The sequence below is a fragment of the Natronolimnobius sp. AArcel1 genome (assembly GCF_011043775.1).
In the GTDB taxonomy this organism is placed as follows: domain Archaea; phylum Halobacteriota; class Halobacteria; order Halobacteriales; family Natrialbaceae; genus Natronolimnobius.
Window position 1 is genome coordinate 375,559 of the sequence record NZ_JAAKXY010000004.1, and the last position, 12,723, is coordinate 388,281.

13 protein-coding genes are annotated in these 12,723 nt (G+C 57.9%); 2 read left to right on the forward strand and 11 right to left on the reverse strand.

Features of this window, described 5'->3' with window-relative positions:
• Window positions 1-3: 3 nt before the first annotated feature.
• Window positions 4-2,382, reverse strand: a complete 2,379-nt coding sequence (locus tag G6M89_RS14195) for a FlaD/FlaE family flagellar protein (RefSeq protein ID WP_165162476.1) — start codon at window positions 2,380-2,382, stop codon at window positions 4-6.
• A gap of 333 nt (window positions 2,383-2,715) precedes the next feature.
• Here G6M89_RS14195 and G6M89_RS14200 point away from each other — a divergent pair, with 333 nt between their 5' ends.
• Window positions 2,716-3,528: a flagella cluster protein gene (locus G6M89_RS14200; RefSeq protein WP_165162477.1), complete on the forward strand. Its 813-nt coding sequence runs from the start codon at window positions 2,716-2,718 to the stop codon at window positions 3,526-3,528.
• 15 nt (window positions 3,529-3,543) lie between these two features.
• Here G6M89_RS14200 and G6M89_RS14205 read toward each other — a convergent pair whose 3' ends face one another.
• The 5 genes from G6M89_RS14205 to G6M89_RS14225 all read right to left on the reverse strand — a co-directional run bounded on the left by G6M89_RS14205 (window position 3,544) and on the right by G6M89_RS14225 (window position 7,822).
• On the reverse strand, window positions 3,544-3,684 hold the full coding sequence (locus tag G6M89_RS14205) for an archaellin/type IV pilin N-terminal domain-containing protein (RefSeq protein WP_165162478.1): 141 nt from the start codon (window positions 3,682-3,684) through the stop codon (window positions 3,544-3,546).
• 104 nt (window positions 3,685-3,788) lie between these two features.
• Window positions 3,789-5,516 (reverse strand): archaellar assembly protein FlaJ, encoded by a 1,728-nt coding sequence (gene flaJ / locus G6M89_RS14210; protein WP_165162479.1) that lies wholly within the window; start codon window positions 5,514-5,516, stop codon window positions 3,789-3,791.
• 106 nt (window positions 5,517-5,622) lie between these two features.
• Window positions 5,623-6,723 (reverse strand): FlaD/FlaE family flagellar protein, encoded by a 1,101-nt coding sequence (locus G6M89_RS14215; protein ID WP_165162480.1) that lies wholly within the window; start codon window positions 6,721-6,723, stop codon window positions 5,623-5,625.
• Between the two features lie 22 nt (window positions 6,724-6,745).
• Window positions 6,746-7,246, reverse strand: a complete 501-nt coding sequence (locus tag G6M89_RS14220) for a flagellin (protein WP_165162481.1) — start codon at window positions 7,244-7,246, stop codon at window positions 6,746-6,748.
• A complete protein-coding gene (locus G6M89_RS14225) occupies window positions 7,247-7,822 on the reverse strand; it encodes a flagellin (protein WP_241175350.1) in 576 nt (191 codons plus the stop codon).
• Here G6M89_RS14225 and G6M89_RS14230 point away from each other — a divergent pair.
• Entirely contained in the window at window positions 7,821-7,997 is a 177-nt protein-coding gene (locus G6M89_RS14230; protein WP_165162482.1) for a hypothetical protein, read from the forward strand. The genes G6M89_RS14225 and G6M89_RS14230 overlap by 2 nt on opposite strands.
• 42 nt (window positions 7,998-8,039) lie before the next feature.
• Here G6M89_RS14230 and G6M89_RS14235 read toward each other — a convergent pair whose 3' ends face one another.
• From G6M89_RS14235 to G6M89_RS14255, 5 genes are all read right to left on the reverse strand, one after another.
• Window positions 8,040-9,362: an RNA-guided endonuclease TnpB family protein gene (locus G6M89_RS14235; protein ID WP_165162483.1), complete on the reverse strand. Its 1,323-nt coding sequence runs from the start codon at window positions 9,360-9,362 to the stop codon at window positions 8,040-8,042.
• A gap of 313 nt (window positions 9,363-9,675) precedes the next feature.
• On the reverse strand, window positions 9,676-10,158 hold the full coding sequence (locus G6M89_RS14240) for a hypothetical protein (protein ID WP_165162484.1): 483 nt from the start codon (window positions 10,156-10,158) through the stop codon (window positions 9,676-9,678).
• 3 nt (window positions 10,159-10,161) lie between these two features.
• A complete protein-coding gene (locus G6M89_RS14245; RefSeq protein ID WP_165162485.1) occupies window positions 10,162-10,752 on the reverse strand; it encodes an Rrf2 family transcriptional regulator in 591 nt (196 codons plus the stop codon).
• 227 nt (window positions 10,753-10,979) lie between these two features.
• Window positions 10,980-11,546, reverse strand: a complete 567-nt coding sequence (locus G6M89_RS14250) for an archaellin/type IV pilin N-terminal domain-containing protein (RefSeq protein WP_165162486.1) — start codon at window positions 11,544-11,546, stop codon at window positions 10,980-10,982.
• 44 nt (window positions 11,547-11,590) lie between these two features.
• Window positions 11,591-12,532 carry an archaellin/type IV pilin N-terminal domain-containing protein gene (locus tag G6M89_RS14255; protein WP_165162487.1) on the reverse strand — a complete coding sequence of 314 codons (942 nt, stop codon included), beginning with the start codon at window positions 12,530-12,532 and terminating at the stop codon, window positions 11,591-11,593.
• Window positions 12,533-12,723: the final 191 nt, after the last annotated feature.

Genomic DNA, 12,723 nt, shown 5'->3' on the forward strand with positions numbered 1-12,723 from the left:
CACTCACTGCGTTTCTGTGTCCTCATCGTGTACGAGCAGCAACTGCACCGACTCGAGGGTGAGGTCGCCGTTTTCATCGGGGATGAACAGAGGCTTGAGATGGTCCTCACGTGAGTCTTGTGTCTCGACTGTGGTCGACCCGACGCTGCCGGTTCGGCGCGACCGACGGGTAAACTCGCGTGTGTTGTACCGCTCGAGGCCAGCCTCCGAAAGGACGACATCCGAGTCGACCCAGATCATCTGGCCGTTTTCGGCCTCATCGCTTTTGGGGCGCTCGCGAAGCATCGTCGTGTTGTCTGTCCAGGTTGCCTGCGTCTCGCTGGTGTCGTCTCCGGCGTTCGCCTCGGCTACTGAGGTCTCTGACTCGGGCCCGGACTCATCGATCTGAATCGTCTGTGCACCGGAACCAGTCGCATCGTGTGTCTCCGCAGGCGTCTCGTTCGCCTCACTCGAGTCGTCTCCTGGCTCGGTCTCTGCATCGGCGTTAGCGTCGGTCACCGTGTCTGTGTCAGACGCCTCGGTCTCGTCATCGACCGTCTCGACAGCCGTGTACTCGAGTTCGTCGACTGGGTCGACGGTATCGTCGTTGTTTGACTCTGGCTCGACGCCAGCAACAGACTCGGCGTCCGCATCGGCCGTCGTCTCGGGGTCTGCGTTGTCCGCCGCCGTTGCGCCGTCGGAGGCTGCCTCGTCAACGTCTGCCTCGTCGTCGCGTTCGGCGACAGCTTCGCCCTCGAGGTCGTCGAACAGTTCGTCGACCGCGTCGTCATCGTCTGGCGCGTCAGGGTCATCGTCTGCATCGACCGTCTCCGCACCATCGGCTGCGTCTGCGTCAGCAGGCTCAGCGTCGTCGATGAACTCGACTTCGACATCGGCATCGTCTGCGGACTCTGTATTGTCGACTGTGTCTGCGTCTGCGTCTTCTTCGTCCTCTTCGTCTTCCTCAAGGACCAGTCCACCGATTCCTTCCGTCTCGAGCCAGTCCTCGTAGGACTGACGGTCTTTCTCCGGCGTTTTGATCTGGCTGATGCGCCAGAGGCTTCGTTTGTGGTCAACGCCGAGTGCGGAGCGCGGTTCCGGATCGTCGACGTCAGGACCGCCGCCAAAGCCGTTCAGCGTCGTCTGCAGGTGGGCCGCAACCGGCGAACTCACCCACTGAATCGACTCGTAAAACGAAATCGTTCGCGCTGCGCCGTTGAGGCCGGCTTCACCGACGAGATAATCGAGCCAGTCCATCACCGCAAACTGCGTCTCATACTCCGAGGGAATCGACTCGAGGTATGGCCGGCCGCCGTCGTCCCACGGAATATCGGCGTCCATTGCGGGCGCTGTGGGTGTCGTGGCTGCGGTCTCTGCCTCGAGTGCATCCTCGCCAGCCGATTCGTCGTCGAACAGCGTGTCGTCCGCCTCGGCTGTCGACGTATCCTCCTCGAACTCGAGGGAGTCGTCGGCTGCTGGCGCGTCTGTCGCGTCGGCGTCGTCGAACGGATCGTCCGCGGCGTCAGCCTCGGCCGCCTCCTCCTCGTCCCACTCTGCCTCGCCCGAGTCAAACTCGGATTTCAGTTCGTCAAACGAGAGGTCGCCGTCGTCCGTGCTGTCCGTCTCTTCTTCGAGATCGCCAAACTCGTCGTCGCCCTCGAGGTCGTCGTCTTCGAACTCGTCGTCGAACGCAAAGTCCTCTTCGTCGTCTTCCTCGCCAATGCTCTCATCGAGAAAGTCCTCAGCCTCGGCGTCAGCGATATCTTCGTCGATATCCTCGTCTGCGTCGTCGTCAATGTCGCTATCAAAGAGGCTCTCGCCGCCAAAATCGCCCGATCCCTGTGCGCCACCACCGCCGCTGCCGTGCTGGAAGGAATCACTCAGCGAGTCGCCTTCGACGAAGGGGTTGACTCCTTGTGTGACCATCTCGTACACCTCGAGCAGTTTGCGGATATCCTCCTCGATTTCGCCGAGTGAGTCACTGATCTTCTCGTTTTCGCTCTGAACGGTGTTGACCGTCGAGGAGAGCGAGCCGACTTCGTTTTCGATCTCGTCGACGCGCGACTGGAGTTCACTCGAGGGACCGTCATCGCCTCCCATCTCGTCCATGGACATCTGGCCGCCCATCTCATCCATGCCACCCATCTCATCCATGCCACCCATCTCATCCATGCCGCCCATCTCGTCCATCCCACCCATGCCGTCGCCGAGGAAATCGTCGCCGCCGCCATCACCGCCGCCTCCGCCGGTGTTCGCGCCGGGCATCAATCCCTGATCGCTCGTACTTCCAGCAAGGTCGCCACCCATGAGTTCATCATCAGTAGTGGCACTCGAGCCGGAGCCGGTGTTTTGCCCGTTGCCGTCGTCGTCGCCGAGTAGATTTCCGATTATGGACAGTAACATAGTTCACTCACCACCATCGCCACGACGCAGCCTCGCACAGCCCATCGGGCGAAGTCCCGTTCGACCGAAGAAAGGTACGTCCCGATTCGGGCTGCGACGAGTAGTCATTGAAGAAAGCTATATGAACGAACCTATTAAGCCATTATGGCTATTCAGGTAATCAAACCTATTTCCGTACTGAAATTCTCTCGAGGAGCAGCCATTGCCTGTGACACGGTCGTTCGCTCCGTGCGTTTGCGTCCAATATCAGATTCAGACCACAGTGATCGACCGATGAATACGGACAAAGCATTCTTTTTCCTGTATCTCCAAAGACGCTAGCAGTGGCTGGCTATGACAAAGGGTAACGAGGGTTCGGACCCGAAAGAAAACGCCGACGTGCCGCCCGTCCTCCCGAATGAGAAACAACCGTCGACCTCCTCGAGGTCTCGGGGTGCGCTCTCACCGGAGGATCTCGATTTCACGGATAGTCCGTACGTCGATGAAATCGACGACGGGCGCTACGTCGTCTCGGCCGACCGGCGACCGTCCAGTGGACCCAGTGGCACCCAAGGAGCACGTAACGCGACGTCCACCCAGGCCAGCGCGAACGACTCGGCGACACAACAGGCAACATCAGATACACATGGCGGATCCGGCGACAATCCAGGCTCGAGCGCTCACGGTGGTGATACACCTGCAGCCGAGAGCAATCCACCCGATCCAGCACCCACACAGTCACAGCCAGCAGCCTCACCGCTCGAGAGTTCCCCCCACAACTCGAGTGCGTACCAATCACCACAGTCGCCACAGCCACCACAGGAACCATCACGCCCACAGAGTCCCGAAGCCGCACGCTCGCTTCTCGCCAGCGAACTCGAGCACGTCGAGACGCGCTATGCGATCGATATCGTCTCACGCTTTGGCGACGAAACCGCCCGCCACCGGACTGCCTCCGACGACGCCGTTGGGACGTTCAACAGCCTCCTGTTCTGGTATGCTCGACACGTCTCTGGGCGAACGCCGACGAACCGTGCAGCCGAGTTGTTACTCGAGAAATCCGATTTTACACCCGCCCTGTCGAAACGCCAGGTCGAACGCGCGATGCGAACACACGACCTCGATGGCTCGAGCACTCTCGATGAGTTACTCGAGGCACTCGAGTAGCGGAGTGTGCGGTGCTCAGGCCGCTGCGCCGTTGAGGAAAATGACGATTGCCATGAATATCGAGAGGACAATCGCAAACGCGAACAACAACACTGCGCTGTGTACCGAACTGATCGCGCGGGCAGAATCCTGAAACCGTGGCCGAGTTGGAGACATCGTAGGCGGAGTTTTTGACTGGAGGATGTTTGCTTTTGTGGCCCGACGAGATACTCGAGAGAACGGATCCACTCGGTCTGGGTGGCTTGGAGGCGCTCGAGCGATTACAGATCGATTGTGATGAGCGCGTCGATGAGCCGTTCGGTAAGCGCGCCGGTCACTGCGCCGAGCCAGAGCAGCGCCGTAAAGTGAATGTAGGAGTTGCCAAAGTGCCCGCCATCGGCCACGCGAAGCATGAGCGAAGAGATGAGCGCGTTAAAAATCAACACGAGCACGATCAAGAATCGGAGGACGAGAATATCATACTGCTCAGTGTGGATCAGGCCACCACCGATATCCTGCCCACCGGTGTCGATATCGAAACTCGAGAGCAACACGGCGAGCTCGAGGCCGATGTAGAACGCAAACGCCGACGCAGCGGTGATGCCGTACAGGACACCGATCAGCGTCATCGTCTGTTGCTTGCGCTCTTCGCGCAGGTTGATAATCACGCTCATGTTCTGGCTGATGAGTTCGCCCAGCCGTTTCGGGCCACCACCCATCTCACGGCCGACGAGATACATCTCACTGAACTTCTGGATCAAAAACGAACTTGCATCACCGGTGAAGTATCGCCATGATTTCTCGGTGCTCAGGCGCATATTCAGCCGCCGGTAGAGATCGTTGACGTTCTCTGTCAACGGTCCGAAGTCTTTCGTCCGCAGCGACGAGAGAACTTCGGAGGTCGTACTCTGGCGGGCACTCTCACTTGTCCCAAGCGCCCGGATAAAGTTCGGAAACGCCCGATCTCGATTGAACGTCTTGCGCTCTGCGTACCAGAAGACGATACCGGGGATCAACAGCGGACTCGTTGCGAGTGGCAAGTAGAGCAACAGTGGCAGCATGTGGATATACTGCTGGCCTGGCAAGATGTTGAACGAGACGAGCGTCATGATGAGCACGAAGACGCTGCTCAGGAGCACGCCGGCTAGGACCGACCCGAGCATGAGCTTCTTCGTTCCCGTCCGATACCCCTCCTCGAGATACCAGAGCGGGTCGTCGGGAACGACTGCGCGGACGACGAACAGAAAGCCAAGCTGGACGAACACGAACAGGACGATCACGAGCGTCACGGTGAGCGTCGGATCGGTGCCGGTCAGCAGCGGCAGGACGACCGCGAACACGAGCGCGAACGTCATCGAAATGACCAACGCAAGATAGAGGTCCTTGAGCACGTCCAGATTGCTCAGGGACTGCCTGTAGACCGTCGAGTACTGCTCGATGAGGACTTCCTGTTCCTGATGAAGGAACTCATCGAGTCCCTGTCCCGCGTTAAGCGTGTAAGCCATCCGCTCTAAGAGGTCAGATACCGAATCGCTTGGAACCTCTTTCGCACGACGGCGACAGGCGTCATCTAAGCTCAGGTGCCAGACATCGACCAGGTCGACGACACGTTGCATCTCGGCTGCCAGTTCACCGTACTCGTCTTCGTTTGCGAGATTTCGAATCACTTCCATGCGGTCGATATTCGTCGTCGACAGCACCGTCATGTGGATAATGAACAGATGGAATCGATTCTCCATCTCGATGCGGCGGCTGTCGACAGCCAACCGCGGATAGCCAATGGCAGAGCCGAGCGCTAACAGGCCAAACACCGGAATAAGCAACTTGACGAACAACAGTGCATCGATGAGAATTGCAACGGTGACCGACCCAATGAAAAACAGCGTTGCTGGGAGCAACACTGCCAGTACGTACAGCCGCACCGGCATCTCCATCTCGTCGTATGCGCGGATAATCGACCGACTGAAATCGGTGACACCCGTCTTATTCGTCGCCGTGCTCGTTGCCATCTCTGTGTTTACTCCAGTTTCGAGTGCCTGCTCGGCCGCATCGAACAGTCATCGCTCCGTAGCCCGACGTTCTGAGGCACCCGATACAAAACTTCTGGCCCCATTGCTACTCCGTGGCAGTATCTGCGAGGACGTCATCTGCGCCCTCGATCAACCCCGGCTTCCGCTCCGGCGTCGCAATCCAAGCAATATACTGGAGACTGCGCTTATGTGCGTCCGGCGTGAGCACGGAGCGCGCCTCGAGGTCGTCAGCCTCGAGTTCCTCGTGAGAGTCGCTGAATCCCTGCAGGAGCGAGAGGAGGTATGTCTCGACACCCGGCGAGATCCACTCGACCGACTGGTAGTACGAAATCGTCCGCGCCGCGTCCTCAAAGCCCGCCGTATCGACGAGATAGCGCACCCACTCAAGGGTCGCAATCTCCGCGTCGGGCCGGGACGGATGGCGAACCAGATACGGCGGCTCGCCAATCTCACCGTTCTCGCCGAGTTCGACCGCAGGGCCTGACTCTTCCTCGAGTGAGTCCGCCTCGACAGCGTGAGCATCCGGGTCCGCCTCCGCCTCGAGCGGCTCCTCGAAGTCGTCGGCCGCCTCTGTGTCCTCGAACGGATCGTCGTCTTCAGCGTCAGCGTCGTCTTCCAGGTCGTCCTCGAATTCGTCGTCGAGTGGTTCGTCTTCCAGCTCGTCTTCGAACGGGTCTGCATCGTCGTCGACCGCATCGAACTCGTCGTCGAAGTCGTCGGCCGACTCGTCCAAGTCCTCGAGGTCGTCATCAAGGAAGTCCTCAGCCTCGGAGTTCATGATGTCGTCGTCGATATCGTCCTCGGGGTTGTCACCGCCGAAAACGCCACCCTCGGTTGCGGTCTCGAAGGCGTTGCCAATCTCTTGATCGCCGACAAAGGGGTTGATCCCCTGCGTGACGATTTCGTACATATCGACGAGGCGGTCGACGTTTCGCTCGACGGTTTGAATCGAGTCGCTGATTTTCTCGTTTTCCCCGCGGACGGTTTCGACTTTGCCTGAAAGGGAGTCGATCTCTTTTTCGACTTCGTCGAGACGATAGGAGAGTTCATCCTCGTCGTCGTCGCCGTCGTCATCATCGGCGAAGATTGCATCGTCGCCCATCAGCCCATCCTCTGCACCACCTAGAAGGTCGTCGCCGCTGTCGTCCGGTTCGGTGCCGTCGTCGCCGTCGAGTAGTCCGCTCATTGTGTGCTCACCTTGTCTCCGTTCAGTCGTCGCTTCCAGCGTAGAACGCGACGCTGTCTTCGTTGTCCTTGACAATCGCCGTCACTTCTGTATCGCCCGTCAGTGACTCGTCCTCCTCGACGAGATTCGCTTCCTCGAGATCGATTGTCGCTTCGATGACGCCACCGGGTCGCCACGAAGACGCCTCGACATCGACGCGCTCGACTGTGGTCGCATCGCTCGAGACGTAGCGTCCATCAAGCAGCAAGTCGATCGTGGAGGTATCCGCCTCGAGACTCGAGGAGCCGACGTTTTTCACCAGAATAGTCACGTTGTTCTCCTCCTCGTCGTAGATCGATCCGGGGTGGCGCTCGTCGCTCGCAACCGCAATGTCAGTCTCGATCTCCTCGGCGACGTTCGAGCCACTGGTCTCGATCGCATTGCTGAGGTTATCCACCTCGAGAACGACCGTGCCAGCGATACCAGCCGCGACGATCATGCTCGCGACGAACAGGATGATATGGGAAGCCGGGACGCTTGCCATCTAGTCGCCCTCCACGTCGCTCTCGAGTTGCTCGATTGCGGCCGATTCCGTGATGGCGGTCTCGGTGACGATCTTTACGTCCGCTATGTCGTCTGGGTCCGTCTCATCGTCCGTGACCGCAGCGTCAATCTGGTCGCCGTCGACATCGAACTCGAGAACCGTTCCGGGCGACCAGAGAGTTGAATCCGGTCGCTCGTCCTCGCCGTCATCAGCAATGACGGTCGTCTCGAGGTCTTCGTGTGGGATGAAGACGCCGTCGATCAGAAGGTCAGTGGTACTAACGTCGAGGGAGTTGGTGCCATCGTTTGTGACGGTGACAGTGAGGTCACCGTTTTCGTCGTCCTCGCTATCTGTCTCGTAGGGGTCCTGCTCGGCGCTCGTCACGTTGATTGCCGTATTCGCCTGATCGCGGGTCTGGTCGGCCTGGGCGGCGAAGGCATCGCCAGTATCCGAGCCGGTGGCGAACACCGTCGGAAAGATGACGCTGGCCGCGATGAGAAACGCGATGAGCATGACGGCAGCGGCGGCGCTCGTACTAAACCCCATTCCGTTATTCGGGTGAGAGGAAAGCCACATGCAAAAACGCTCTGGCCAGTTGACTGTCACCGACGGCGACCTGTTTTGGGTTCGTAACCAAGTGCTCGAGCGGTCGTTCTGTGGGTTTGAATCCCGCACTGTCGAACTCATCCGGTCGGTGATTCTGGCCGATGAGTGGCGACGAGTGACTCGATTGACTTCCACCTCCGCCTGAAGGCGGAGGAATCCCACGGAACCGCACCGCTGAGTTGGGATATTAAGGTTTGCAGTCTACCACCTCTGCCCGAGGTTGGAATCCTCGGGTGAGGTCATGAAGGTAGACTGAAGGCTGAGCCAACCAGCCGGTACTCCTATCCTCGTCCAAACTGGCCGAAGACTCGGAGTTACTTTCGTTGTTGGTGTCGAGGCGGATGTTCTCCGCCCCATTCACGTCAGCGTTGAACGCCGCATCGCACTCCTCACACACGTACAAGCCGCGTTCAACACGTTGACTATCGTCTTCTCTACCGCACACGCAACACGTCTTGCTCGTGTTTCGCTCTGAAACTTCTACGACTTCGATGCCCTTAACCTTCGCTTTGTACGTGAGAATCGACGTGAAGCGGTCAAACGCCCACCCGTGTAAGTCAAGGTTCCCGTGCTTCCCCCAGTTCTTCGACTCGCCATTCTCGTCCTCGCGGACACCAGCGAGTTTCCCGATGTTGATGCGCCCCACACCGTTTTCGATACATCGCTGGACGATGTGTTTAGCGAGGCTGTGGAAGAAGTGGGTTCGACGCTCCGACCACTTCGCGTGGAGACGAGTGGCCTCAGAACCTCCTGAATCGTCGCACTTGGCAATCTCTTTCGGGAAGTAGTACCCATCTTGTTTCAGACGGTTGCCGGGGTACAGGTCGGCCTGTTCGGTACTGTACGCGACCGCCGCGAAGTTGCAGATACCGAGGTCGATGCCCGCTGTCTCGGTGCCGGGTGCGGTGGGCGTCTCGATTTCGTATTTACAGACGAGGTGGAGTTCCCACCGCTGTTTCGCCTTGTCGTAGACGGCGCGGACTTGTTGCAGGTTCTCGACGGTGACGCCGGGGCGAGTCTCGTACTCAACGAGGATGTATTCCCACGCTTTCGGGTGTTCCTTGTGATTCGCACCCTTTGAGAGTCGGACACGGTTGTTTTTGGCGTTGTGTTTGATGCCGTTCTGTTTCCACGTCAGCGTACTGCGTGGGTGTTCTTCGTGGACGCGGTTGCCGTTGTCGTCGTAGTAGTTTTTCTTGCGGTAGCCGGGCGGATTCGCTCGACTGTCGGATTTCCTCTTTTCGTACCACGAGTTGAAGGATTCAGCGAGTTCCTCCAGAACGCGCTGACTGGACTGACTGTGCAGTCCCTTGTATTTGGGGTGAGTCTTCAACTCGTCTTTGAGGTCGCCGTGGTCGGGAATCACGCCCGTTTCCTCCCAGACTTCTCGGGAGTGGTAGTTGGCGACGTTCCAGAGTTTGCTGGCGCTCCACCCGTGCCGGTCGAGCGAGTCCTCTACCTGACCGTGGTTGAGGATTTTCGCCCGATGGGTTCGGTGGACTTCCAGCATTCTGAACGTCTGTATAAGCACTTATACTCACTTCTCTTGTAAAGATTGGGTTTGAGAACGGTGGAATATCCAGCTGAGCTATCGACGGTGGGTTGTGGAGGTGTTGTCGGATTCATCCCGCGCCTAAAGGCGCGGGTATTCTCCTTGCGTTCGTATAAGGGTGAGTCAGAACGAACTCAGTTGTGGGGGTGTTAGTCAGGGAATGACACAAGCGTACAGCACGAATGCAGTCCTCGGAACGGTGGTTGGAATACGTACCCTCGAATCTGGGCCGGGACAAGACCGACCACTGTTGAGAAAATACTGTGGATTGTCAGGGTGGATTGCTCCCTGCGTTTAAGGGTGAAAGCGATTCGGCATGGTAGGCAACTCGCCACAGTTTGAGGACTGCCCGCGTAACCAGGTTCTCCGGTGATTGGGTAATACAAGAATCCTCAACCTCACTCGGGTCCGAGGATGCATTTGGCGGCGGGTGGTAATGTTCGAGATCACGGACGTTGACGTACTCGTTGTTGTGTGGATGGGTCCCCCATCGAAGATTCACGTCACATGAATCTGTATAGTGAAACTTGTAATCATCTTGTGTCGTCCACTGGACGTCAATGCGCGCTGTGTCGGCTCCACAAAGACCATCATCGAACGTAACTTCGAGCGTACTTGGATTGAGATAGTCGTCTAACTCTGCGGTCGCTAGCGGCTCATTGTCGGTGACCACCTCTCGAATGGCGAGAAGAGCAGACCGATCAATCGGACCTCGAAGCGAGTGGTCTTCCGTCGTCGTGTTGCGCCCTCCCATCTGTTACTGAGCGAGCGCGCTTCCGTTCAGTTGTGACTCCTCGCCGACGAACCGTTCAGCGTTGGCGATTGACAGCGCAGCGTTGGCGAACGCGAGGTTCCGACGCGTCGTCTGCCATTCTCGAATCGTTTCGGAGTCGAGATCGTCGTGGGTTGTGGCCGCCTCGGACAGGGTTTGATTCGTTCGATCAACGAGTAATTCCGCTGGTGATTCGACACCGTATTCGGCCTGAAAGTCGCTAATGCGCTCTCGCATTTCCGAAACGCGGGCGATCAACTCGTCCGTCGAGACGTGTTCTCGAATATCCGCCGCCTGCTCGACGACGAGTGACTCGGGTGACCGGCGGTAGGTCGTCCCACCGTTCTCACTGGTGTCGGTCGTGACGAATCCGTCATCGGCGAGGACGGTGAGGTGTTTTCGTGCCGTCTTCGGCGACGTGCGTGCAGTATCGGCAACGGCATCCGCGGAAACCGGGGTGTAGGCGCGACTAATGACTTCCCGGACGCGCTCGTAGGGAGTCGTCCCGTCTTCCCACGCCGCACCAACCGCCTCGTTGACATCGTCAAATTCGTCGGGGGTAGTGGAACCAGTCATACGCGCATTTCGCACTGAGGTAACATAGGTCTTTAGTAACGTAGTATGTTCCTTCAGAATATCCGCCACTTTCCCTCGCTTCGTCGCTTTCCACCACGGCAGAGACGATCTCCTATCCGTCAGTTCCAATGGGGCCGCGACTCGAGTGGTGGTCCTGCCAGTACATCGGTACAACAGTCTGTCCCAGACGGTACAACTCACCAAGAACTACAAAGAAACAACAGACGTCACAGACGCACACTCGAGCCTTCGTTCTCGAGCGTACTGGGGACGGTAATCGCCGTCGTGGTCTGGACGCCCTGGCCGGTCATAATCGTCACCGACGCGTCGTCATCGGCCTCGAGTGGCCGATCAACCGCGTCCTCGACGTCGATCGACAGCGTGGCGCGGTCGGAACCGCTCTCGAGGACCGTCCCGTCGTCGCCGTCGACGGTGATATCCTCGTCGTCGAGGACGAGATACGTCTGCCCGCCGGGGCCGACGTAGTTGATCGTCGCCTCCTCGAGATCGATCGCGCTCGAGCCGGCGCCGGGGCCGACGGTGATCTCGAGGGTTGGGATTTCGTTGTCGTCCTCGATGGTCCCGACGGCGGTGTAGACGTCGAGCGAGTCGGAGACCTGCGCGGTGCTTTCGGCACCGGTGGCTTCAGCCTGTGTCTGTAAGGAACCGGCAACGCTGAGCAGCACGGCTGCTGCGATGGCCGCGACGAGTACCATCGCGACGAAGATAATCAGCGTGCCAATACCGACTTGCCCGCGGTCGCTGCGGGCGTCGTTTGAATCCGACTCTCTCATCAAGTATGTGTTTGCGTATTGAAAATATGGTCGACAGACCTAGATTAGAGTGTGACTGCGGAGGACTCCGTCAGCGTCGACGGTGCCATCAGCAGTTCAACGGTCTGGGAGCCGTCAGCGGTCGTGATCAGGAACTCAGCGTTCTCACCGGACTGGATTGGTGAGAAGTCATCGTCACCTCGCAGTTCGAGATCGATCACAAGCTGAGTGTCGGACTCGAGAACTGGGTCAAAGTCAGTGCTCGTGTCGTAGGTGTCACCATTCTCGAGTTCCTCGATATCGAGGTCATCAAGTTCCTCAACCGTACCGCGCTCGGTCTGGTCACCGACGAACTCGAAGGTGGCAGCGCTCAGGTCGACTGGGTCAGAGCCAGGTCCGAGCGAAACCATCAGTGAAGCAGATTCGACGTGGTGGTCAGTCTGGAGGGAGAGTACTTCCACATCCACACTGTCATCCTCTTCACCAACTAAATCAATGATAACTTCGTCATCAGAATTTATATTTGCTTCAGTAACTTCGATCGTCGTTTCGAAGTCAAGATCATCATCGAGGTTAGTATTATCGCTACCATCGATTTCAATGGTCACTTCATTGTCATCCTCACTCATATCGACATTATCAACGGTGTGTTCTGGATCCTCACTCGCATCAGTATCTGTACTTCCTGCTCCGTCAGGATACGTGATATCAACATCAGTTATCTCTTCACTGTGTTCATCTCCAACAATAATATCAAGGTCCCCTTCAAATGTTCCGTGATCATCAGGCTCTGCGACATCACCTGTTGCAGAGTCAATCTGGACGACGTTCGAAACCTGTGCCGTACTCTCTTGACCCGTTGCTTCTGCCTGGGACTGGAGCAGTCCCGCTGTGTTGATCAGGACACCTGCCGCAATCGCGGCGACAAGCACCATCGCAATGAACACGATGAGGGTACCGATACCCACCTGACCGCGCTCTTCGTCATCTGTTACTCGTTCAAACATGGTTTGTTGTGGTTTTGCGTCCGGAACACGCAGGTGACCCGATGGTCCCGCTGGTAGTTGCCGGAACGTATCAGCTACTTCCAACTAATCTGTATTAAGTCTGTTCGCCATTTTTACACTATATAGGTCTTATTGCCGATATAGAAGGATGAATTATCGAATATAAGCAGCTATAGAGCGATCTGGGCGCC